This window comes from Enterobacter sp. PP-008-ECC_S150 (genome assembly GCF_045257065.1).
In the GTDB taxonomy this organism is placed as follows: Bacteria; Pseudomonadota; Gammaproteobacteria; order Enterobacterales; family Enterobacteriaceae; genus Enterobacter; species Enterobacter chengduensis.
The window spans coordinates 1-21,873 of the sequence record NZ_JBJHHG010000027.1 but is presented as its reverse complement, the minus strand read 5'-3'; the positions used below and the strand labels follow the sequence as shown (position 1 = coordinate 21,873).

Genomic DNA, 21,873 nt, shown 5'->3' with positions numbered 1-21,873 from the left:
GTGCCCCCAGCGAAGTCTTACTTAGCCATCTCTTTTTCGATCAGCTGAATCAGGATGTGGATCACTTTGATGTGAATTTCCTGAATACGGTCAGCATAGCCGAAGTGCGGAACGCGAATTTCAACGTCCGCCGTACCGTCCATCTTACCGCCATCTTTCCCGGTCAGGGTGATGACTTTCATCCCTTTTTCACGCGCGGCGGTAATCGCTTTGATCACGTTGCCAGAGTTGCCAGAGGTAGAGATACCCAGCAGCACGTCACCTTCACGGCCTACCGCTTCAACGTAGCGAGAGAAAATATGGTCGTAACCGAAGTCGTTGCCGACGCAGGAGATGTGGCTCACGTCGGAAATCGCAATCGCCGGGTAGCCCGGGCGGTTTTCGCGATAGCGGCCGGTCAGCTCTTCTGCAAAGTGCATCGCATCGCAGTGGGAACCGCCGTTACCGCAGGAGAGCACTTTGCCACCCGCCTTGAAGCTGTCGGCCAGCAGGACCGCCGCGCGCTGAATAGCGTGAATATTGGCATCATCTTTCAGAAAGTTAGCCAGCGTTTCCGCCGCTTCGTTCAGTTCGTTACGAATAAGATCCTGGTACATGAGGATAATCCTTCAGTATTGATGAAATAACACAGTGGAGTGTACCGGATAGAGGGAAAAGCGAGAAGCTAAAGCCATGCGAAACGTCCGGCGTTTTGCTTTTTCGTGCCGCTTAAAACGCGAACAATGTGAACCAGGTTGTAATTATTTTGTAAACACATTGCTAAAGGAAATAACATCAACTACAACCATATCATCACAAGTGGTCAGACCTCCTACAAGCAAGGGAGCTTTTCTTTATGATGATTTTGAGCATTCTCGCAACCGTTGTTCTGCTCGGTGTGCTGTTCTATCACCGCGTAAGTTTATTCCTGAGCAGCCTGATTCTTCTGGCCTGGACGGCTGCGCTTGGCGTCGCAGGTCTCTGGAATATCTGGCTTTTAGTCCCTCTTGCCATCATTCTTCTGCCGTTTAACTTTGCCCCGATGCGTAAATCAATGATCTCTGCGCCGGTGTTCAAAGGCTTCCGCAAGGTGATGCCGCCGATGTCGCGTACTGAGAAAGAAGCGATTGATGCGGGCACCACCTGGTGGGAAGGCGACCTGTTCCAGGGCAATCCGGACTGGAAGAAGCTGCACAACTATCCTCAGCCGCGCCTGACAGCTGAAGAACAGGCCTTTATTGACGGCCCGGTAGAAGAAGCGTGCCGCATGGCAAACGACTTCGCGATTACCCATGAAATGGCAGACCTGCCGCCAGAATTGTGGGCGTACCTGAAAGAGCATCGCTTCTTTGCGATGATCATCAAGAAAGAGTACGGCGGTCTGGAGTTCTCCGCCTACGCTCAGGCTCGCGTCCTGCAAAAGCTGTCGGGCGTCTCCGGGATCCTGGCGATTACCGTTGGCGTGCCTAACTCCTTAGGCCCGGGCGAACTGCTGCAGCATTACGGTACCGAAGAGCAGAAAAATCACTATCTGCCGCGTCTGGCACGCGGTCAGGAAATTCCGTGCTTCGCGCTGACCAGCCCGGAAGCGGGCTCCGATGCGGGCGCAATTCCGGATACCGGCGTGGTCTGCATGGGCGAGTGGCAGGGCGAGCAGGTGCTGGGCATGCGCCTGACCTGGAACAAGCGTTATATCACCCTGGCGCCAATCGCCACCGTGCTGGGTCTGGCCTTCAAGCTCTCTGACCCCGAAAAACTGCTGGGCGGTGAAGAAGATCTGGGCATTACCTGTGCGCTGATCCCAACCTCTACCCCAGGCGTTGAAATTGGTCGCCGTCACTTCCCGCTGAACGTGCCGTTCCAGAACGGTCCTACCCGCGGCCAGGACATCTTTGTACCGATTGACTACATCATCGGTGGCCCGAAAATGGCAGGTCAGGGCTGGCGTATGCTGGTGGAATGTCTGTCGGTGGGTCGCGGCATTACCCTGCCGTCGAACTCAACCGGCGGTCTGAAGTCGGTCGCGCTGGGGATTGGCGCTTACGCCCACATCCGCCGTCAGTTCAAAATCTCCATCGGCAAGATGGAAGGTATCGAAGAGCCGCTGGCGCGTATCGCGGGCAACGCCTACGTGATGGACGCCGCCGCCACGCTGATTACCTACGGCATTATGCTGGGCGAAAAACCGGCCGTGCTGTCGGCAATTGTGAAGTACCACTGTACCCACCGCGCGCAGCAGTCAATCATTGACGCGATGGATATCGCAGGCGGTAAAGGCATTATGCTTGGCGAAGGCAACTTCCTGGCGCGCGGCTATCAGGGCGCACCGATCGCCATCACCGTGGAAGGGGCTAACATCCTGACACGCAGCATGATGATCTTCGGTCAGGGCGCCATTCGCTGCCATCCGTACGTGCTGGAAGAGATGGCCGCTGCGCAGAACAACGACGTGGATGCCTTCGACAAGCTGCTGTTTAAACATATTGGTCACGTGGGCAGCAACAAGGTGCGCAGCTTCTGGCTGGGCCTGACGCGCGGCCTCACCAGCGCTACGCCCACCGGCGATGCGACCAAACGTTATTACCAGCATCTGAACCGTCTGAGCGCCAACCTGGCCCTGCTGTCTGACGTTTCCATGGCGGTGCTGGGCGGCAGCCTGAAGCGTCGCGAGCGTATCTCTGCCCGTCTGGGCGACGTGCTGAGCCAGATCTTCCTGGCCTCTGCGGTCCTGAAACGCTACGACGATGAAGGCCGTCAGGAAGCGGATCTGCCGCTGGTTCACTGGGGCGTGCAGGATGCGATGTATCAGGCTGAACAGGCGATTGACGACCTGCTGGCGAACTTCCCGAACCGCTTCGTGGCGGGCGCGCTGCGCGCGGTGATCTTCCCGACCGGCCGTCACCATCTGGCGCCGTCCGACAAGCTGGACCACAAGGTGGCGAAGATCCTGCAGGTACCGAGCGCAACCCGCTCCCGTATCGGCCGCGGTCAGTATCTGGCGCCGACGCCGCATAACCCGGTGGGTCTGCTGGAAGAGGCGCTGCTGGACGTGATGGCCGCCGACCCAATTCACCAGAAGATCTGTAAACAGCTGGGCAAAAACCTGCCGTTTACCCGTCTGGACGAACTGGCAAAACAGGCGCTGGCCGGTGGCATTATCAATAAAGATGAAGCTGCTTTGCTGGTGAAAGCCGAAGAGAGCCGTCTGCGCAGCATTAACGTGGATGATTTCGAACCGGACGAGCTGGCGACGCAGCCGGTAAAGCTGCCGGAGAAGCACCGCAAACCTGAAGCGGCGTAACGCGTTTCGCTTAGACAAACCCCGCCTCGCGCGGGGTTTTTTATTGCCACATTTTCTCGTTATGTCGTGCTACAGTGTCAAAAAGTGGTCGTTTGAGGAGTCTGAATTGTGCCTGGTCTGAAGATTTCGATTTTGCAGCAACCTTTAGTGTGGATGGATGGCCCCGCCAACCTGCGCCACTTTGATCGACAGCTGGAAGACATTGCCGGGCGTGATGTGATTGTCCTGCCGGAAATGTTCACCACCGGCTTCGCCATGGAGGCGGCAAAACAGTCCATGCCTCAGGATGAGGTGGTGGCCTGGATGCATGCCAAAGCGCAGCAAACCAACGCGCTGATTGCGGGCAGCGCCGCCCTGCAGACCGAACGCGGGCCGGTAAACCGTTTCCTGCTGGTGGAACCAGAAGGAAAGGTGCATTTTTACGATAAACGCCACCTGTTCCGCATGGCGGATGAGCATCATCACTATGAAGCCGGTAACGAGCGCGTGGTGTTCGAATGGCGCGGGTGGCGCATTCTGCCGCTGGTCTGCTACGACCTGCGCTTCCCGGTGTGGTCGCGCAACCGCAACGATTATGACCTGGCGCTGTATGTCGCCAACTGGCCTGCCCCACGCTCCCTGCACTGGCAGTCTCTGCTGGTGGCCCGCGCGATTGAGAACCAGGCGTACGTGGTGGGCTGTAACCGCGTGGGAACCGACGGTAACGGGCATCACTACCGCGGCGACAGCCGGGTGGTGAATCCGCAGGGCGAGATTATTGCCACCGCCGAGCCGCACCAGGCGACGCGCATTGATGCGGAGCTGTCCTTGACGGCGCTGAAGGAGTATCGGGAGAAGTTTCCGGCGTGGCAGGATGCGGATCCGTTTAGCATTGGGTGAAAAAAAAGCCGGGTGGCGGCTACGCCTTACCCGGCCTACCAATGTTGCTCGCTTCTTTTAACTCACCAGCGCCTGCCCGTCCTTGCGGCTCTCCGTCGCGGCCACGTAGTGCCCTTCCGGCAGACGGTAAATCACCTGCGCACCGCCGAAGTTGTAATCCTGCAGCGGATCTTCCACCACGATGTGATGCCCACGCTCGCGCAGGGCGGCAATCGTATTGCGATCGAACGTCGATTCAACGATCACTTCCCTGCCCTGGACCACGCGCCAGCGCGGCGCATCAATTGCCGCCTGCGGGTTTTGCCCGTGCAGCATGATGCGCACCGCCATCTGCATGTGCCCCTGCGCCTGCATCGGGCCGCCCATCACGCCGAAGGACATCAGCGGCTGGCCGTTGCCGTCCATCGCAAAGCCCGGAATGATGGTGTGGAACGGACGCTTGCTGCCCGCCAGCGCGTTCGGGTGACTGGGATCCAGCGAAAAACCACAGCCCCGGTTTTGCAGGCTGATCCCGGTGTCCGGCACCACAATCCCTGAACCGAAGCCCATATAGTTGGACTGAATAAACGAGACCATCATCCCGCTGGCGTCGGCGGTGCTGATGTAGACCGTGCCGCTCTGCGTCGGGGAACCGTAGGAAAAATCAGACGCCTTATCATGATCGATAAGCGCCGCGCGCGACTTCAGATAAGGGTCGCTCAGCAGCTCTTTTGCCGCGAACGTCATGTGATCTTCATCCGCCACGTAGCGGTCGAGATCCGCCAGCGCCAGCTTCATCGCCTCAATGGACAGGTGCAGGGACTGAACGGAATCCGGATGATGCTTCTCAATGCCGCACTGCTCCAGAATGCCGAGCGCAATCAGCGTGGCGATCCCCTGGCCGTTTGGCGGCAGCTCCTGCACCGAACCGCCCGCGAAGTCGCGTGACAGCAGGTCTACCCAATCCACGCGGTGGCTGGCGAGATCCTCAGCCGTCAGGTGCGCGCCGTGCTCTTTGGCGAAGGCGGCAATTTTCTGCGCCAGCTCGCCGCGGTAAAACGCGTCGCCGTTGGTTTTCGCAATCAGCTCAAGCGAGTTTGCCTGCGCCGGGTTACGGAAGATCTCTCCCACGCGCGGGGCGCGGCCTTCCGGCGCGAAGCAGGCGCTGAAGCCGGGCTGATCTTTCAGCTTGCTATAGCCGCGCTGCCAGAGATGGCCAATCAGCGGCGAGACCGGGAAACCGTTGCGCGCGTAGTCAATGGCAGGCTGCGCCAGCGTGGTCAGCGGCAGCGTGCCGAAGCGTTCCGCCAGCGCCACCCAGCCGGATACCGCGCCCGGGACGGTTACCGCGTCCCAGCCGATTTCCGGTACCGCGGTTTTTCCGGCAAACAGATCCGCATGCCAGCTCGCAGGCGAACGACCGGACGCGTTCAGGCCGTGCAGCTTTTTACCGTCCCAGACGATGGCGAAGGCGTCGCTGCCGATCCCGTTGCCGGTCGGCTCAACCACCGTGAGCGCCATCGCGGCGGCAATGGCCGCATCCACGGCATTCCCGCCCAGCTGCAGCATCTTCATGCCCGCCTGCGCCGCCAGCGGCTGCGACGTGGCAACGGCGTTATGGCCCAGCATCGGCGGGCGTCGTGAATCGTAACCGGACGTAAAATCTAGCGCTTTGGTCATCATGACTCCTTAGTCGTGGCGCGGATCGAGCGCATCGCGCAGCCCGTCGCCGAGTAAATTAAAGCCCTGCACGGCAAGGAAAATCGCCACGCCGGGGAAAATGGACATCCACGGCGCCTGCTCCAGAAAACCTTTTGCGGTGTTGAGCATGGAGCCCCAAGAGGGATTAGGCGGCTGCTGTCCCAGCCCTAAAAACGACAGGCTGGCTTCGGCGATAATCGCCGAGGCGATCGCCAGCGTGGCCTGCACCAGGATCGGCGACATCACGTTCGGCAGGACGTATTTGATAATGATCCAGCGATCCGGCAGGCCAATCGCCCGCGCGCCCTCGATGTACTCTTCGTTGCGGATGGCGATCACCTGCCCGCGCGTCAGGCGGGCGAAGATCGGCATCGCCGAAAGGCCGATAGCGATCATCGCGTTGGTCAGGCTTGGGCCTAAAAACGCCCCGAGCGCGATCGCCATGATCAGGAACGGACAGGCCAGCAGCGCTTCAATGAAGCGCGAGATCGCCCCATCCCACATCTTCTGGAAATACCCCGCCACCAGCCCCAGCGGCACGCCGATAACCACGGCAATCACCACGGACATACAGCCCGCCATCAGCGAAGTGCGCGCCCCCCAGATAATGCGGGATAAAATGTCGCGCCCCAGCTCGTCGGTGCCGAACCAGTACATCGCCGACGGCGCTTTACGCACCGCCAGGAAGTTGGCTTTAACCGGGTCGAACGGGGCAATCCACGGCGCCAGCAGCGCCACCAGCACGAAGAAGCCCACCACAAGCGCGCCAATCACCGCGCTTTTATTGCCGAGGAATTTTTTCAGCACCCGGTTTTGCGCGCGCGGCAGCGCGGGCACAGCGGTTTGCGTCGTCAGTTCCGCCATGGTTAACCTCGCATTTTCGGGTTGATAAGAACGTAGAGCACGTCGGCCAGCAGATTGAGCATCAGGAAGCCAATCGCCACGATCAGCACCACGCCCTGCACCACGGCGTAGTCACGGTTGAATACCGAGTCGACGATCATCTTGCCAAAGCCGGGAATGGTGAAGACCTGCTCGGTCAGCACCGCGCCGCCCAGCAGCTCGCCAAAAAGCAGCGTGGTAAGGGTGATCACGGGCACCAGCGCGTTGCGAAACGCGTGCTTCAGGATCACCGCCTTCGGCAGCAACCCTTTCGCCCGCGCGGTGCGGATGTAGTCCGCCTTCAGCACGGCAATCATCGACGCGCGGGTGTGGCGCATCAGCGTTGCCGCGAGGCCGGTTCCGAGCACGGACGCAGGCAGCAGCAGCGTTCGCAGGTTCTGGAGCGGATCTTCACTGAACGGCACGTAGCCGGACGCGGGTAGCCACTGCAGATTCACCGAAAAGACCAGAATCAGCAGGATCCCCAGCCAGAAGTGCGGGATCGAGATCCCCGAGATCGCCACGAAGTTTGCCCCGTGATCGACCCAGCTGTTTTTGTTCACCGCCGCGAGAATTCCCATGCTGATGCCAAACACCAGCGCGATAATCATCGCCAGCAGGGACAGCTCCAGCGTGACCGGCAGCTTGCTGGCAATCAGCTGCGTCACCGGTTCGTGCGTGCGCAAGGAAACGCCCAGATCCCCCTGCAGCGCCCGCGTCAGCCAGTGGAAATACTGCACGGGGATCGGCGCATCCAGATTCAGCTCTGCGCGCAGCTGGGCGATGACCGCCGGATCGCGCTCCTCGCCGGCCATGGCGATCAGCGGGTCGCCGGGCAGCAGCTTTTGCAGCCCGAACACCATCATGCTCACCAGCAATAGCGTCGGGACGGCCAGCAGCAGGCGTTTGCAAATCAGTTCCAGCATGGGTTCTCCTCAGGACGGTTATTTCGCCAGCGTCAAACCCGCCAGACGCACGATGCCGTCCGGGTACGGCTTAAAGCCCTGCACGCTTTTGTTGAGACCGAAAATGCGCGGCTCGAAGTAGAGGTAGGCAATCGGCATGTCGGTTTGCAGCTGCTTCACCACCTTGTCGTACAGCGGCTGGCGCGCGGTCTGGTCGGTGCTCTGGCGCGCCTGCGTCAGCCATTCGTCCACCTGCGCATTGCTGTAGCGGCCGTCGTTCAGGGTGCCTTTACTGTTAATAAAGCCGTAGATGCTGCCGTCCGGATCCGGGCGTCCCGACCAGCCGGAGAAGCTCAGCTGATAGTCGCCGCTCTGCTGGCGATCCAGCAGCGTGGCGAATTCGGTCATCTGCAGGTTCAGGTTAAATCCCGCCTCGGCGACCATCGCCTGCAGCACCTGGCCCACCTGCTGGGAGGTTGGGTTGTTCGGCACCAGCAGGTTGACGGTCAGCGGCGCGCTGACGCCTGCCGCCTTCAGCAGCGATTTGGCTTTGTCGACGTCACGCGGCGGAACCGGCAGGTTGACGTGATACGGGCTGACCGGTGAAAACGCCTGGTTTGCCGGGGTATAGAGCCCCTCGAAGACCACCTGGTTTAAGGCATCGCGGTCAATGGCCTGGGAAAACGCCTCACGCACGCGGGCGTCCCTGAACGGATCGTTCGCCGGCACCTTGCCGTTGTTGATGTTGAAGGTGATGCCCTGATAGCCCAGACCCGTTACCTTCGCCAGCGCCAGCTTGCTGTCGGCTTCGACGGTTTTCACGTCGCTGGCGGCAATGCCTTCGGTCAGGTCAAGATCGCCCGCGCGCAGGTTCGCGAGGCGCACGGAGGCATCCGGGATCGGCAGATAGATAATTTTGTCGAAGTGGTAGGCGCCTTTGTTCCAGTAGTTGTCGAAGCGGGTGAGTACGATGCGGTCCTGGGACACGCGGCTGTCGAACTTGTACGGGCCGGAACAGACCGGATGGGCGGCAAAATCGGGCTTTTTCGCCGCGTCGGGGGCCATCATCGCGCCCGCGCGGTCGGTGAGCTGCATCAGCAGCGCGGCATCCGGCGTTTTCAGGTGCAGGGCAATCTGCATCGGACCGGTAACCTCGACCGACTCAACGGAGGAGATCTCGCTTTTGCGCAGGGAGCCTTTTAAGGTCAGGGCGCGGTCGAGGTTGTATTTTGCGGCGGCGGCATCGAATTTCTCACCGTCGTGGAAGGTCACGCCTTCGCGCAGATTGAGCGTCAGGGTTTTACCGTCCGCACTCCACGCCCAGTCTTTCGCCAGACCGGGGACGACCTTCAGGTTTTCATCCACGTCCACCAGCCTGTCGCACAGGGAGGCAAACACGAAGCGGCCATAGTAGGTGCGCGCCAGATGCGGGTCGAGCATGTCCGGGTCGGCGCCCAGGCCGATTCGCAGCACGCTTTCAGAATGGGCGGGCAGCGCCGCGCCAAGCAACATTACACTTCCCAGTACGGTCAAAAGAGAATTACGCATTGTCATTATCATGAGTTCCTTGAAGGAAGGGACGAGTGAGTGGCCGCGTGTTCAAACAGCGCGCGGCGGCGCAGAAAAGCGGCGGATGGCGGTGCGATCTGGATAACGCTGCGATCGCGGTTAATCTCCTGCCAGCGATGGCACGCAACCTGACGCCCGCCGTCGAGCATCTGATTGATCGGCTCAACCTGGCGACATTCATCGGTAACGTACGGGCAACGGGTGTGGAAACGACAGCCGGACGGCGGGCTGGCCGGATTCGGTAAGTCGCCCTGCAGCAGCGGCGCGTCGCGCTCTACGCCCGGCTGCATCTGCGGCGCCGAGGCGATCAGCGCCTGGGTATAGGGGTGCAGCGGTGCGTCAAAAATCTCGTCGACGGTGGCAAGCTCGACGATTTGCCCGAGGTACATGACCGCCACGCGGTCGCTCATGTGGCGGATCACCGCCAGGCCGTGGGCGACGATCACCATCGTCAGCCCCAGCTGGTGCTTCAGGCTCTCCAGCAGGTTGACCACCTGCGCCTGCACGGACACATCCAGCGCGGATACCGGCTCATCCCCCAGCAGCAGCTTCGGCCCCGAGGCCAGCGCGCGCGCAATGCCAATACGCTGGCGCTGTCCGCCGGAAAACTCGTGAGGATAGCGCCCGGCCCAGGCGGCAGGCAGACCAACGGTTTTGAGCAGTTCAGCAACGCGGTACTGACGGTCCGCTTTTTTCATGTTCTGGTGCAGCCACAGCGGCTCACCGACGATCTGCTCCACGGTCATGCGCGGGTTCAGCGAGGCAAAAGGATCCTGAAAGATGATCTGCAGCTCGCGCCGGAGCTGGTTGAGGCGTGCCCCCGAGGCATGCGTGATCTCTTCCCCCTGGTAAAACACGCGCCCTTCGCTGGCTGCCAGCAGGCGCAGCAGCAGACGACCAAGCGTGGATTTCCCGGAGCCAGACTCCCCGACAATCGCCAGCGTTTCGCCCGGCATCACGGCAAGCGAAACGCGATCGACCGCCGTGACAAACCGTGCCGGAGCAAAGAGTTTTTTCGGGCCGGGGAAAAGCTTGCTGAGGTCACGGGCTTCAAGGATGGGCGTGGTCATGCGGTCTCTCCCAGGGCAATGTGGTGTTCGAGCGGCACGCGGAAGCAGGCGACCTGATGACCCGCGCCGAGCGTGTTGAGCGACGGTTTTTCATCATGGCAGCGGGACTGCGCAAACGGGCAGCGGGTGGCAAAACGGCAGCCTTTCGGCATGGATTCCGGCAGCGGGACCGAACCGGGAATGGTAGAGAGCTGGCCTTTGCGCGCCCCCAGCGAGGGGATAGATCCCATCAGGCCGATGGTGTACGGGTGCTGCGGGTCGGCGAAGATGGCCTCCACGCTCCCCTGCTCCACCACCTGCCCCGCATACATCACCGCCACCTGCTGGGCGACTTCGGCCACCACGCCTAAATCGTGGGTGATCATCAGCACCGCCGTGCCCGTTTCTTCTTTGAGGGTGTTGAGCAGGGCGAGAATTTGCGCCTGGATGGTGACGTCGAGCGCGGTGGTCGGCTCGTCGGCAATCAGCAGTTTGGGGTGGTTAATCAGCGCCATCGCAATCATCACCCGCTGGCGCATGCCGCCGGAAAGCTGGTGGGGATACGCCTTCAGGCGCATCCCGGCCGCCGGGATCTGTACCTTCTCGAGGATCTGCAGCGCGACCTTCATCGCCTCTGCGCGCGAAACGTTCTGGTGTCGCATTACCGCCTCGCTGAGCTGATCGCCCAGCGTGAACGCCGGATTGAGCGAGGTCATCGGCTCCTGGAAAATCATCGCCAGCTCGCTGCCGCGAAGATCGGCATACTCCCGCGGCGAGAGCTTTCTCAGATCGTGGCGGCGAAACTGCATCTCACCGCTGACAATCTGCGCGCTGGCGGGCAGTAACCCCATCAGCGCTAGCGAGGTGATACTTTTCCCGCAGCCGGACTCCCCCACCAGCGCCAGCGTTTCGCCCGCTTTGACCGTCAGGGAAATGCCGTCCAGTACGCTTACCGGGGAGCCGGCAAATTTAACGTTGAGATTTTTTAGCCGGAGTACGGGCGTGGCGTCCTTAAAGGGGATTGTCGTCATGGCGTGAAGTCGTCCTCAAGGTGGATCGCCTGAATCAGGGCGGTTTGCAGGCTGAGCAGGTGTTCGCGCATGGCGGCTGCGGCTTCATTGGGCTGGCGATGGATAATCGCAGCCATGATCTTATGGTGGTGGTCGTTATAGCTGTCGACGCGCTCGGGCGTGCGGGCTAATTCACGCAGATGCTGCCAGCCCGGTTCGCGCCGCACGGCATCAATGGCATCAAACAGGCCGAGCATCAGACGGTTGCCCGCCGCCTCGGCAATCGCCCGGTGAAAGGCACTATCCCACAGTTCGTTGAGATCGCGGTCGTCCGGGCTGACCTTGTCGATGCGTTCCAGCATGCGCTGCATGAGCGCGAGGTTTTCCCTGGTGGCACGCAGTGCCGCAAGCCGGGCTAAGCCGGGTTCGAGCTGTAGACGAGCTTCCATCACTTCCAGCAGGTTGGTCTGCTGAACCAATCCCTGCAGGGCCAGCGGTTCCACAGGTGCCGCCGGGCCAATAAAGGTCCCTTTGCCCTGCTTGCGCCAGATGCGCCCCTCTTCTTCCAGCACGTCCAGCGCACGACGCACTTCACGTCGTCCTACGCCGAGAGTGTCCGACAGCTCACGTTCCGTGGGCAGCGGAATGCCTGGTGTTGACTCATGCTGGTTGATTAGCCCGCGCAGCTGCTCAAGCGCGGTGCTGGAATTGGCCAGAAACCGTGACGGTTTTTCCATATTGGTTCGCTCGCTTTCATCATGACTTTATTTTTATTAACGATAAGCTATTGATATGGAATGACTCTTATCGTGCTAATGATTAAGCAATAACCAAACCAATCCGCAATTGGTTCGGTATTTTTTTATAAAGCGAAAGATAACCAGATGATTCTGCGTGAATTATTTTTACTGAAAGAGACGTTCTGACTGAGGTATGTTGAGGGAGGCGGTGACGAAATGCACAATACAGGTGCAAATAACGCACCATTTTTGTGCAATTGTTAATTTATTGCACTACATATATTAACTTTTTGTTAATGATGGGCGAGAGGATGAGATGACAGAACGCTGAAACGACGAAGGCCTGAATCATTTCTGATTCAGGCCTTCTGAATAGTGGCGGAACGGACGGGACTCGAACCCGCGACCCCCTGCGTGACAGGCAGGTATTCTAACCGACTGAACTACCGCTCCACTGTTCCCGTTTGGGGAACGAGGCGCATATTACGGTTCGCCTCCGATCTCGTCAACGCTTTTTCTCACGTTTTGAATCGTTTGCTGCAAAAATCGCCCAAACGATGATTTTACAGGCATTCAGGCGTTTTTTCAGGCACGCCACAAACAGCTGCCGCCCTTCTTCTGCACCAGATCAAGCCGCGATTCGTGGTTAAGCAGCTCTTCATCGCTGGCTAAAATAACCCGCAGCCGGCTCGCCTGACGGACAACACGCTGAATACCCGCTTCGCCCTGCGTCTGCTGAGACTCATTTTCCATACTGAACTTCATTGACGTCTGCCCGCCGGTCATCGTCAGATAGACATCGGCAAGGATCTGGGCATCGAGCAACGCCCCGTGGAGCGTACGCTTGGTATTGTCTATCTCATAGCGCGAACAGAGTGCATCAAGGCTGTTACGCTTGCCCGGGAACATCTTCCTTGCCAGCGCCAGGCTGTCCGTCACCTTACAGAAGGTGTTCGTCTTCGGGATATCACGATTAAGCTTGCTGAATTCATAGTCCATAAAGCCGATATCGAACGATGCGTTATGGATGACAAGCTCGGCGCCCTTGATGTATTCCAGGAACTCGTCAGCGACATCCGCAAACGTCGGCTTATCCAGCAAGAACTCATCGGCAATTCCGTGAACGCCGAACGCTTCGGGATCCACCAGCCGATCGGGCTTGAGGTAGACGTGGAAGTTGTTCCCCGTAAGACGACGGTTCACCACTTCAACGGCGCCGATCTCGATGATCTTATGCCCTTCATAGTGCGCGCCGATCTGGTTCATACCGGTGGTTTCGGTATCGAGGACGATCTGGCGAGTAATTGCAGTGCTCATAGCGGTCATTTATGTCAGACTTATCGTTTAACTGAACGTTTCGAATACAGGAAGTCTACCAGAGATGCGTAAACAGGTAGAAATTTTCACCGATGGATCTTGTCTCGGCAACCCAGGTCCCGGCGGCTACGGCGCGATTATGCGCTATCGCCAGCATGAAAAAACCTTTAGCGAAGGCTATTTTCTGACCACCAACAACCGGATGGAGCTGATGGCGGCCATCGTGGCGCTGGAGGCGTTAAAAGAACATTGCGACGTGGTGTTAAGTACCGACAGTCAATACGTGCGCCAGGGGATCACCCAGTGGATCCATAACTGGAAAAAACGCGGCTGGAAGACCGCCGATAAGAAGCCGGTCAAGAACGTCGATCTGTGGAAACGGCTTGATGCCGCCCTGGGGCAACACCAGATTAAATGGGAGTGGGTTAAAGGGCACGCCGGCCATCCGGAAAACGAACGCTGCGACGAACTGGCGCGTGCGGCAGCCTCTAACCCAGCGCATGAAGACGCGGGGTATCAGCCTGACGCCTGATCAGGGCTTTCTGTACTGCCGCGTGGCACCAACGGTCTGGCGGATCGGCGTTTTCGATTTGCTCTGCTTCATGGGATTCAGCGTAAGGGGAATGGTTCGCTTACGCGCGACGATAAACTGCATGCAGCCTAACGCAGGCAAATGCGCACTCAGCAAGACGCCCCCCTGCCGCGCCCAGGGCAGCACCTGAAAACCGCCGTAGCAGAGCACTTCAAAGTTCAGCAGCGAAAGCCAGTCGAGCTGGCGCATCAGGGTAAACATCCGGCTGTTGTAAGGCGGCGTCCGGCGCAGCACGGGCACCAGCTTACGCAGCCCCATCAGGCTCAGCGGATTAAATCCGCTCAGTACCAGCCAGCCGTCGTCAATCAGCACGCGATCGGCCTCGCGCAGCAGACGATGCGGATCGCTGCACCAGGGTAACGTGTGTGCCAGCAAACACGCATCGACGGATTTTTCCGCAAACGGCAGATGCAGCGGGTCTGCTTTCACCTGTACCGGCGATCCGCCGAGAGAGACATTCACCTGATGCGAGATAGCGCAGCTTTCGGTATTGATTTCCGCGCTGAGATTGCCAATCTTAAGCAGGTGAAAGCCATACATTTTCGCCAGCCAGGGCTTCAGCTGTTGCTCTAAGGCCTCGCGATAGTATTCACCCCAGGGCAATTCTGCCCAACGTTCCGGTGCTGCGACAGCCTGAGGTATCCTTGCCGGTTTCATCAACACACCCGCCACGCTAATAGAGGTAATGTATGAATCTTATCAGTATTTCCGCTTTTGAGGACAATTACATCTGGGTTTTGGTTGACGATGAACGTCGATGCGTCATTGTCGATCCCGGAGAAGCGGCCCCGGTTCTGCGCGCAATAAAGGAGAACGGCTGGCAGCCTGAGGCCATTCTGTTGACGCATCATCATAACGACCATACTGGCGGCGTGCCTGAACTGCGCGACCACTTTCCGCATCTGGTGGTTTACGGACCGGCCGAGGCACAAGATAAGGGGATCACGCAAGTAGTCGAAGAAGGCAAAAAAATCCTCATACGCGAGTGGGAGTTTTCCGTATTTGCTACGCCCGGTCACACTTTAGGACATCTATGTTTCTACAGTAAGCCTTATCTTTTTTGCGGCGACACGCTGTTCTCCGGCGGCTGCGGAAGACTGTTTGAAGGCACGCCAGCGCAAATGCATCAGTCTTTACAGAAGATTAACGCCCTGCCCGACGACACCATTATTTGTTGCGCCCATGAGTATACATTAGGAAATATGAAGTTTGCGGTGAGCCTCTTACCTGAGGATCGAGCGATTCAGGATTATTATCACAAAGTGAAGGAGTTACGTGCAAAAAACCAAAAAACACTCCCCGTAATTCTGAAAAACGAGCGGCAAATTAATTTATTTTTACGAACAGATGATATTGATTTAATTAATAAAATCAACAAAGAAACAAATTTGCAACAACCAGAAGAGCGATTTGCATGGTTAAGGTCAAAGAAAGATAACTTCAGATAATTGCGGGTTGCCTTTTCAAAATTTCGCCGTTATCATCGCTCGTCTTTTAAGCAACTATTGACACACACATGAAGGCAAAAGCGATATTACTCGCCTCTGTCCTGCTTGTAGGTTGCCAGTCGCAGAACGGCAGCAACGTACAACAGCACGCACAGAGCCTTTCTGCAGCTGGTCAAGGGGAAGCAGGGAAGTTTGCAAGTTCGGCGCGCTGGATGGACGATGGAACATCTTTCGCGCAGGATCAAGACTTGTGGACCTCTATTGGCGACGAGCTAAAGATGGGAATTCCGGAAAATACCCGGATTCGCGAACAGAAACAGAAGTATTTAAGTAATAAGAGCTATCTCCACGATGTAACGTTACGGGCAGAGCCGTATATGTACTGGATAGCCGGGCAAGTTAAGAAACGTAACATGCCTATGGAGCTGGTACTCCTACCCATAGTGGAGAGCGCTTTTGACCCACACGCGACGTCTGGCGCCAATGCCGCAGGCATTTGGCAGATCATTCCGAGCACCGGGCGAAACTATGGTCTGAAACAGACCCGCAACTATGATGCGCGTCGCGATGTTGTCGCTTCAACGACAGCCGCTCTCGACATGATGCAACGTCTGAACAAGATGTTTGACGGCGACTGGCTGTTAACGGTCGCAGCGTACAATAGCGGCGAAGGTCGTGTACTGAAGGCAATGAAAGCGAATAAAGCACGGGGTAAATCCACCGATTTTTGGTCGCTCTCACTGCCACAGGAAACAAAGATTTACGTACCGAAAATGCTGGCACTGAGCGATATTCTCAAGAACAGCAAGCGTTACGGTGTACAACTGCCAACACCAGACGAAAGTCGTGCACTGGCGCGCGTTCGCCTCAGTAATCCAGTTGATATTCAACAGGTTGCTGATATGACGGGTATGTCGGTAAGTAAATTGAAAACCTTTAATGCTGGCGTTAAAGGCTCAACGCTGGGGGCAAGTGGCCCGCAGTATGTAATGGTTCCGCAGAAACATGCCGATCAGTTACGTGAGTCTTTAGCTTCTGGTGAAATCGCTGCCGTTCAGTCAACGCTGATCGCGGATGCATCATCAGTTAACAGCCGCAGCTATAAGGTTCGTTCAGGTGATACGCTTTCGGGCATTGCGTCACGTCTTGGCGTGAATGCGAAAGATCTGCAGCAGTGGAATAATCTGCGCGGCTCAGGTCTGAAAGTGGGTCAAACGCTGACGGTGGGTGCAGGTAGCAGCGCACAGCGTCTCGCCAGCAATAGCGATAGCATTACCTATCGCGTGCGCAAGGGCGATTCACTGTCCAGTATCGCAAAACGACACGGCGTGAACATCAAGGATGTGATGCGCTGGAACAATGATACTGACAATCTGAAACCTGGCGACCAGCTGACGCTGTTTGTGAAGAACAGCGCCACGCCAGACTCCTGATAACACGATCTAAAGATAAAAAGGCACCGATTCCCCTCGGTGCCTTTTTTGTTTATCCCGCTTTGTGCGCTTCAGCCATGATGATGTCGCTGGTGAATGAGCCATCGTCCTGCAGTTCAAAGTATGCCTTTACCTCTGCGGATGCACTCTCCTGATACAGCCTGATCGCCTGGCTTAATGCTTCCGGGGTGCGCATACGCGCGATCCACGAGCTGAACTCCAGCGGCAAGCGGTCGGTAATCAACGCGCGCGCGATCAGCCCCGCTTCAGTAATAAGCGACAACCACTCTCCGCTGGCGTAGTTTTGCACGTGCGAGGTATCGCGCAGCGCCTCTACCGTTTGAAGCCAGATATTGCGCACCGGATGTCCAGGGGACATCACATCCATAATAATGAAGGTGCCGCCCGGCTTCAGGACACGTTTAACCTCGCGTAATGCCTGGCCGACATCATGCCAGTGGTGCGCGGAATAACGGCTGATCGCCACGTCAAACGACGCATCGTCAAACGGCAAGGATTCGGCATAGCCCTGGCGTGTATCAATGTTGTTCAACCCTTTCGCCTTCGCCGCCTCGGCAACAACGTCCAGCATCTGGCTGGATAAGTCATACGCGGTTACGTGCGCCACCTGCTGCGCGGCCGTAAAGCTGGCATGCCCTGCCCCGCAGCCTACATCCAGCACATGCGCCTGCGGAAATGCCGACAGGCGCTCACCGAGACGCACCAGATCGCGACCGGAAGCGTGTACGGCGCTGCTCAGATAGGCGCCTGCCTGAGAACCAAACTGTTTTTCTACGTTGTCATGATGGGAGTGTGTTGTTGTCATCGTACTGTCCTTTGTGAGTGAAAAATAAAGGGCAGCACCCGCACAGGCCTGCCCCACGGCAGACCTGACGCACCATTATTTATCAGGTTTGCCGGGACTGAATTCGACGAGTAGAGGGTTGTGATCGGAGGCGCGCGTCACCAGCACGGAGGCGTCGTGAACGCTCAACCCACGATAGAAGACAAAATCGAGAGGACGACCAAAGGCTTTTTTGCGCTGGTCATCGCTAAAACGTACTTCACGCAGCGACATTTCGCGCGCAAAGCGATACAGCGCGTTCATGCGCGGACGGCTCCAGGCATTGAAATCGCCTGCCATAATGATGGGCCCGCTGTGATGCGCTATCTGATCGCCAATGGGAAGTAACTGCTTACTATAGACATCCACGCCCAGGCTGAAGTTTACCGCGTGGATATTCACCACCATCAGCATTCGGGTATCCGGCAGCGGATAGACCGTCACCAGCGCAGATTTCGCAAGGCGCAGGATGGGCTCGCGTTCGCGCAGCGGGCAGCAGTAGACCGGATGTGCCGCTGAAAGCGTCATCACGCCCGAGGGATGGTGTGGCAGGACAAACGCAGGCACCTGGTCGGCGGCAAGATAGTTCGTGGTGGCAAACCGCACCAGCTCAGGGGTGGTTTGCGCTTCCTGGAGCAGAACCAGGTGGGCATCTTTGCCAAAATTCTTGAGGACCGATAACCACTCCGCACGCTGCTGCTTGAAGATATTCCACACCAACACGCGGATTTTTTCATCGCTGCTTAACGGCGTGCCGGCGGGTAATGCCTGGCTTATGCTCGCAAACGAACCCGGAGGCAAGATCCTCTCCGCGGGCATTCCGGCAACATAACGCATGGCATAGGTATTTTTTCGCACTTTTGGAAACAGCCTCTGTAACATGAACCAGCCCGGAAAACGGACTGGTTCTAATGTTATAGGGACTTTAGGTCACACTTTCAACGCAATTTCTGAGAAACCGCTTTCCAGTTTTGTAAGCAAGCGCTTACTGATATTAACCCAGCACCACGCGAGCAGTTTTATCAAGGCGTCCACTCAGGCCTATCAGCAGCAGGGCCACCAGGACGATCGCCGCACCAACCCACGGGGTCTGGGTTAAACCAGCGTGTTCGACGGTTTGTCCGCCAATAATGGAGCCCAGCGCGATGCCGATATTAAAAGCGGCAATGTTCAGGCCCGATGCCACATCTACCGCATTTGGCGTATAGCGTTCGGCTTTCTGGACAACGTAAACCTGAAGCCCTGGCACATTACCAAAGGCGAAGATCCCCATGACCAGCACCGTGACCAGCGCGGCGTACTGTACCGAAGCGGTGAACTGGAAAATCATCAGCAGAACGGCCAGGGCGGCGAAGATGAACTTCAACGCAGGTACCGCACCGTGCTTATCTGCCAGCTTGCCGCCCCAGATATTACCAATAGCAACGGAAATACCGTATCCCAGCAAAATCCAGCTTACGGCACTGGGTGAAAAGCCCGCCAGATCCTGCATCATCGGCGCCAGGAAGGTGAAGGCGGTGAATACGCCGCCATAGCCCAGCGCCGTAACCGCGTAGATGAGCAGCAAGTGCGGATGCGTGAGCACCTTCAGCCGATCGCGCAGGCTGGCGCTCGCCCGGCCGGGAATAGTCGACGGTACCAGCAGCAGGCTGGTCACCAGGGCAATGACGCCCAGCAAGGAGACGGCCAGGAACGTTTCGCGCCAGCCGAAGTGTTGTCCGATAAACGTCCCCAACGGTACGCCCGTGACGAGCGCAACGGTCAGCCCACCAAACATTATCGCAATGGCGGATGCCGCTTTCTCTTTGGGTACCAGGCTCGTTGCAATAGTGGATCCAATCGAGAAGAACACACCGTGTGCAAGGCCGGTCAACAAACGCGCTATGACCAGCGTGGCGTAGTCCGGCGCCTGCCAGGCCAGCATGTTGCCGACGGTGAACAGCACCATTAATGCAACTAATAGCTGCTTACGTGGGAAACGTCCGGTGAGGGCCGTCAGCACGGGCGCACCGACGGCGACGCCCAGAGCGTAGATAGAGACCAGCAGCCCGGCGGAAGGCAACGAGATCGCAAGCTGATTAGCAATGGTGGGAACCAGTCCCACGATAACAAATTCGGTCGTGCCAATTGCGAAGGCACCGATCGTCAGGGCAAGTAGCGCCAGTGGCATAAAATACTCCGTATCATCAGGATTAAGATGACAGGCAGTATGGGCCAGTGCTTAAATAACAAAAATGGTCAAAATATCAATACAATTTTGCGGGTGGTGCAACAATGAAAGCAACGTCAGAAGAGCTGACAATCTTTGTCGCCGTCGTTGAAAGCGGCAGCTTTAGCCGCGCGGCCGAACAGCTGGGGCAGGCTAATTCCGCCATTAGCCGCTCGGTAAAAAAGCTGGAGATGAAGCTGGGCGTGAGCCTGCTCAACCGAACGACGCGTCAGCTGAGCCTGACGGAAGAAGGAGAGCGTTATTTCCGCCGCGTGCAGTCGGTACTGCAGGAGATGGCCGCAGCGGAGACGGAGATTATGGAAACCCGCAGCACGCCGCGTGGGTTGCTGCGCATTGACGCGGCCACGCCGGTCGTACTTCACTTTTTGATGCCGCTGATCAAACCTTTTCGCGAACGCTATCCTGAAATGACGCTTTCTCTGGTCTCTTCCGAGACGTTTATCAACCTCATCGAGCGAAAGGTAGATGTGGCTATCCGGGCGGGGACCCTGACAGATTCAAGCCTGCGTGCCCGCCCTCTGTTTGCCAGCTACCGCAAAATTATCGCATCGCCAGAGTATATTGCCGAACATGGTAAACCGGAGACGGTTGAAGAGCTGAAGCAGCATCTCTGCCTTGGCTTTACGGAGCCAGCGTCGCTGAACACCTGGCCTGTTGCCTGCCATGATGGGCAACTTCATGAAATTACTAGCGGGTTGTCGTCTAACAGCGGGGAAACGCTGAAGCAGCTCTGCCTCGAAGGCAATGGTATCGCCTGCTTGTCAGACTATATGATTGATAAGGAGATTGCGCGAGGTGAACTGGTGGAATTGATGGCCGACAAACGCCTGCCGGTCGAAATGCCTTTTAGCGCGGTGTATTACAGTGACAGAGCGGTGAGTACGCGCATTCGTGCCTTTATTGATTTTCTGAGTGAACATATAAAAACAGCTCCCGGAGGAGCTGTGTGAGGGTTCAGATTACAGAGGGTGGGTCAAACTTAATCCCAGTGAGGAGCTAAGCCTTCCGGGCTAACCAGGCGATCGTTGCACTCGAGTGCTGCGATCGCTTTTTTATCGTCAGCATCCAGGTGAAGATCCGTTGCTAACAGGTTGCTCGCCAGGTTTTCACGTTTAGTTGAAGATGGGATCACGGCGTAACCTTCACCCATTGCCCATGCCAGAATAACCTGGGCAGCGGTCGCACTATGTTTCTCAGCGATACGCGTAATCACTTCATCTTTCAGCGCCTTACCGTAGGCCAGCGTCATGTATGAGGTGATGTGGATCCCGTGCTGTTTTGCCCAGTCCACGACTTTTCTGTTTTGCAGGTATGGAGACAGCTCTATCTGGTTGGTCGCAATATTTTCTGCGCCAACAGCGGCGATGGCTTTTTCCATCAGCGGAATGGTGAAGTTGGAGATACCAATTTCGCGGGTTAAGCCCTGCTTTTTCGCTTCCAGCAGCACCTGCATGAATTCTTCGACGGAGACGGCATCGTTTGGTGATGGCCAGTGGATCAGCGTCAGATCGACGTAGTCAGTACGCAGTTTTTTCAGGCTCTCTTGCAGGCTTGGGATCAGCTTGTCTTTGCTGAGATTCTCAATCCAGATTTTCGTGGTGATAAACAGTTCATTACGCGGTACACCGCTCTCTTCAAGAGCTTGTCCAACGGCAGCTTCGTTTTCATAGATCTGTGCCGTATCAACGGCGCGATAGCCAAGCTCGAGTGCGGTTTTAACCGATGCGATAACAACGTCGTCTTTCAGGCGGAAAGTGCCCAGACCAAATGCAGGGAGAGTCATACTGTTCCTCAATCATTATGTTCGTAAACTGAGGAAGATTATCGCTGGCGTTGTTATAGAGAAAAATATCGAAAAACGCAGAGGATTTTTGCTGATTTCGCAATAATTAAACGTCAGATAAGAAAAAAGCCCTGAGCGTTAGCTCAGGGCTTTTAATAAGTGGCGGAACGGACGGGACTCGAACCCGCGACCCCCTGCGTGACAGGCAGGTATTCTAACCGACTGAACTACC

20 protein-coding genes and 1 tRNA gene are annotated in these 21,873 nt (G+C 57.3%); 6 read left to right on the top strand and 15 right to left on the bottom strand.

All coding sequences use genetic code 11. From position 1 onward, the window contains the following. Positions 1 to 17: 17 nt before the first annotated feature. Entirely contained in the window at positions 18 to 596 is a 579-nt protein-coding gene (lpcA, locus tag ACJBF3_RS22525) for a D-sedoheptulose 7-phosphate isomerase (RefSeq protein ID WP_008500263.1), read from the bottom strand. Between the two features lie 239 nt (positions 597 to 835). On the opposite strand from lpcA, the gene fadE reads away from it, so the two are divergent. Continuing rightward, positions 836 to 3,280, top strand: a complete 2,445-nt coding sequence (gene fadE / locus ACJBF3_RS22520; protein WP_045330404.1) for an acyl-CoA dehydrogenase FadE — start codon at positions 836 to 838, stop codon at positions 3,278 to 3,280. A 108-nt stretch (positions 3,281 to 3,388) separates the two neighbouring features. Continuing rightward, positions 3,389 to 4,159, top strand: a complete 771-nt coding sequence (locus ACJBF3_RS22515; RefSeq protein ID WP_045330406.1) for an amidohydrolase — start codon at positions 3,389 to 3,391, stop codon at positions 4,157 to 4,159. A 57-nt stretch (positions 4,160 to 4,216) separates the two neighbouring features. Here ACJBF3_RS22515 and ACJBF3_RS22510 read toward each other — a convergent pair whose 3' ends face one another. The 9 genes from ACJBF3_RS22510 to dnaQ form a co-directional block, all read right to left on the bottom strand. Beyond that, complete coding sequence (locus tag ACJBF3_RS22510) at positions 4,217 to 5,818, bottom strand: gamma-glutamyltransferase family protein (protein WP_045330407.1); 1,602 nt, start codon at positions 5,816 to 5,818, stop codon at positions 4,217 to 4,219. Between the two features lie 9 nt (positions 5,819 to 5,827). After that, positions 5,828 to 6,703, bottom strand: a complete 876-nt coding sequence (locus ACJBF3_RS22505) for an ABC transporter permease (protein WP_045330409.1) — start codon at positions 6,701 to 6,703, stop codon at positions 5,828 to 5,830. A 2-nt stretch (positions 6,704 to 6,705) separates the two neighbouring features. After that, complete coding sequence (locus ACJBF3_RS22500) at positions 6,706 to 7,647, bottom strand: ABC transporter permease (protein WP_008500268.1); 942 nt, start codon at positions 7,645 to 7,647, stop codon at positions 6,706 to 6,708. Between the two features lie 18 nt (positions 7,648 to 7,665). Beyond that, on the bottom strand, positions 7,666 to 9,180 hold the full coding sequence (locus ACJBF3_RS22495; protein ID WP_072265598.1) for an ABC transporter substrate-binding protein: 1,515 nt from the start codon (positions 9,178 to 9,180) through the stop codon (positions 7,666 to 7,668). A 2-nt stretch (positions 9,181 to 9,182) separates the two neighbouring features. Next, positions 9,183 to 10,265, bottom strand: coding sequence for an ABC transporter ATP-binding protein (locus ACJBF3_RS22490; protein WP_045330413.1), 1,083 nt, complete (start codon positions 10,263 to 10,265; stop codon positions 9,183 to 9,185). Further along, positions 10,262 to 11,275 (bottom strand): ABC transporter ATP-binding protein, encoded by a 1,014-nt coding sequence (locus tag ACJBF3_RS22485; RefSeq protein ID WP_045330415.1) that lies wholly within the window; start codon positions 11,273 to 11,275, stop codon positions 10,262 to 10,264. The genes ACJBF3_RS22490 and ACJBF3_RS22485 overlap by 4 nt, the downstream gene beginning before the upstream one ends. After that, complete coding sequence (locus ACJBF3_RS22480) at positions 11,272 to 11,991, bottom strand: FadR/GntR family transcriptional regulator (RefSeq protein ID WP_024909454.1); 720 nt, start codon at positions 11,989 to 11,991, stop codon at positions 11,272 to 11,274. Before ACJBF3_RS22480 ends, ACJBF3_RS22485 begins: the two co-directional genes overlap by 4 nt. Before the next feature lie 379 nt (positions 11,992 to 12,370). Then, positions 12,371 to 12,447 (bottom strand) — tRNA-Asp (locus ACJBF3_RS22475). 132 nt (positions 12,448 to 12,579) lie between these two features. Then, positions 12,580 to 13,311 carry a DNA polymerase III subunit epsilon gene (dnaQ, locus tag ACJBF3_RS22470; RefSeq protein WP_055703371.1) on the bottom strand — a complete coding sequence of 244 codons (732 nt, stop codon included), beginning with the start codon at positions 13,309 to 13,311 and terminating at the stop codon, positions 12,580 to 12,582. A gap of 64 nt (positions 13,312 to 13,375) precedes the next feature. On the opposite strand from dnaQ, the gene rnhA reads away from it, so the two are divergent. Beyond that, complete coding sequence (gene rnhA, locus ACJBF3_RS22465; protein ID WP_023310485.1) at positions 13,376 to 13,843, top strand: ribonuclease HI; 468 nt, start codon at positions 13,376 to 13,378, stop codon at positions 13,841 to 13,843. On the opposite strand, the gene ACJBF3_RS22460 is transcribed toward rnhA, so the two are convergent. Beyond that, positions 13,844 to 14,560: a class I SAM-dependent methyltransferase gene (locus ACJBF3_RS22460; RefSeq protein ID WP_045330418.1), complete on the bottom strand. Its 717-nt coding sequence runs from the start codon at positions 14,558 to 14,560 to the stop codon at positions 13,844 to 13,846. Between the two features lie 32 nt (positions 14,561 to 14,592). Here ACJBF3_RS22460 and gloB point away from each other — a divergent pair, with 32 nt between their 5' ends. Together gloB and mltD are read left to right on the top strand one after the other, a co-directional pair. Further along, positions 14,593 to 15,351, top strand: a complete 759-nt coding sequence (gloB, locus tag ACJBF3_RS22455) for a hydroxyacylglutathione hydrolase (RefSeq protein WP_045330419.1) — start codon at positions 14,593 to 14,595, stop codon at positions 15,349 to 15,351. A 68-nt stretch (positions 15,352 to 15,419) separates the two neighbouring features. After that, complete coding sequence (mltD, locus tag ACJBF3_RS22450; RefSeq protein ID WP_045330421.1) at positions 15,420 to 16,784, top strand: murein transglycosylase D; 1,365 nt, start codon at positions 15,420 to 15,422, stop codon at positions 16,782 to 16,784. 52 nt (positions 16,785 to 16,836) lie between these two features. On the opposite strand, the gene ACJBF3_RS22445 is transcribed toward mltD, so the two are convergent. The 3 genes from ACJBF3_RS22445 to ACJBF3_RS22435 all read right to left on the bottom strand — a co-directional run bounded on the left by ACJBF3_RS22445 (position 16,837) and on the right by ACJBF3_RS22435 (position 19,798). Further along, positions 16,837 to 17,610 carry a class I SAM-dependent methyltransferase gene (locus tag ACJBF3_RS22445; RefSeq protein WP_045330423.1) on the bottom strand — a complete coding sequence of 258 codons (774 nt, stop codon included), beginning with the start codon at positions 17,608 to 17,610 and terminating at the stop codon, positions 16,837 to 16,839. 75 nt (positions 17,611 to 17,685) lie between these two features. Further along, the gene (locus ACJBF3_RS22440; protein ID WP_045330435.1) at positions 17,686 to 18,486 is read right to left on the bottom strand and encodes an endonuclease/exonuclease/phosphatase family protein; all 801 of its coding nucleotides are present in this window, start codon (positions 18,484 to 18,486) and stop codon (positions 17,686 to 17,688) included. A 136-nt stretch (positions 18,487 to 18,622) separates the two neighbouring features. Next, the gene (locus tag ACJBF3_RS22435) at positions 18,623 to 19,798 is read right to left on the bottom strand and encodes an MFS transporter (protein ID WP_045330425.1); all 1,176 of its coding nucleotides are present in this window, start codon (positions 19,796 to 19,798) and stop codon (positions 18,623 to 18,625) included. Between the two features lie 104 nt (positions 19,799 to 19,902). Here ACJBF3_RS22435 and yafC point away from each other — a divergent pair, with 104 nt between their 5' ends. After that, on the top strand, positions 19,903 to 20,808 hold the full coding sequence (gene yafC / locus ACJBF3_RS22430; protein ID WP_045330431.1) for a DNA-binding transcriptional regulator YafC: 906 nt from the start codon (positions 19,903 to 19,905) through the stop codon (positions 20,806 to 20,808). Between the two features lie 29 nt (positions 20,809 to 20,837). Here yafC and dkgB read toward each other — a convergent pair whose 3' ends face one another. Then, on the bottom strand, positions 20,838 to 21,641 hold the full coding sequence (gene dkgB, locus ACJBF3_RS22425) for a 2,5-didehydrogluconate reductase DkgB (protein WP_045330433.1): 804 nt from the start codon (positions 21,639 to 21,641) through the stop codon (positions 20,838 to 20,840). Between the last annotated feature and the right edge of the window lie 232 nt (positions 21,642 to 21,873).

Coding starts and splice junctions, on each gene's coding strand:
- lpcA (WP_008500263.1), bottom strand. CDS start 596: ATGTACCAGGATCTTATTCGTAACGAACTGAACGAAGCGGCGGAAACG.
- fadE (WP_045330404.1), top strand. CDS start 836: ATGATGATTTTGAGCATTCTCGCAACCGTTGTTCTGCTCGGTGTGCTG.
- ACJBF3_RS22510 (WP_045330407.1), bottom strand. CDS start 5,818: ATGACCAAAGCGCTAGATTTTACGTCCGGTTACGATTCACGACGCCCG.
- ACJBF3_RS22505 (WP_045330409.1), bottom strand. CDS start 6,703: ATGGCGGAACTGACGACGCAAACCGCTGTGCCCGCGCTGCCGCGCGCG.
- ACJBF3_RS22500 (WP_008500268.1), bottom strand. CDS start 7,647: ATGCTGGAACTGATTTGCAAACGCCTGCTGCTGGCCGTCCCGACGCTA.
- ACJBF3_RS22495 (WP_072265598.1), bottom strand. CDS start 9,180: ATGACAATGCGTAATTCTCTTTTGACCGTACTGGGAAGTGTAATGTTG.
- ACJBF3_RS22490 (WP_045330413.1), bottom strand. CDS start 10,265: ATGACCACGCCCATCCTTGAAGCCCGTGACCTCAGCAAGCTTTTCCCC.
- ACJBF3_RS22485 (WP_045330415.1), bottom strand. CDS start 11,275: ATGACGACAATCCCCTTTAAGGACGCCACGCCCGTACTCCGGCTAAAA.
- ACJBF3_RS22480 (WP_024909454.1), bottom strand. CDS start 11,991: ATGGAAAAACCGTCACGGTTTCTGGCCAATTCCAGCACCGCGCTTGAG.
- dnaQ (WP_055703371.1), bottom strand. CDS start 13,311: ATGAGCACTGCAATTACTCGCCAGATCGTCCTCGATACCGAAACCACC.
- rnhA (WP_023310485.1), top strand. CDS start 13,376: ATGCGTAAACAGGTAGAAATTTTCACCGATGGATCTTGTCTCGGCAAC.
- ACJBF3_RS22460 (WP_045330418.1), bottom strand. CDS start 14,560: ATGAAACCGGCAAGGATACCTCAGGCTGTCGCAGCACCGGAACGTTGG.
- gloB (WP_045330419.1), top strand. CDS start 14,593: ATGAATCTTATCAGTATTTCCGCTTTTGAGGACAATTACATCTGGGTT.
- mltD (WP_045330421.1), top strand. CDS start 15,420: ATGAAGGCAAAAGCGATATTACTCGCCTCTGTCCTGCTTGTAGGTTGC.
- ACJBF3_RS22445 (WP_045330423.1), bottom strand. CDS start 17,610: ATGACAACAACACACTCCCATCATGACAACGTAGAAAAACAGTTTGGT.
- ACJBF3_RS22435 (WP_045330425.1), bottom strand. CDS start 19,798: ATGCCACTGGCGCTACTTGCCCTGACGATCGGTGCCTTCGCAATTGGC.
- yafC (WP_045330431.1), top strand. CDS start 19,903: ATGAAAGCAACGTCAGAAGAGCTGACAATCTTTGTCGCCGTCGTTGAA.
- dkgB (WP_045330433.1), bottom strand. CDS start 21,641: ATGACTCTCCCTGCATTTGGTCTGGGCACTTTCCGCCTGAAAGACGAC.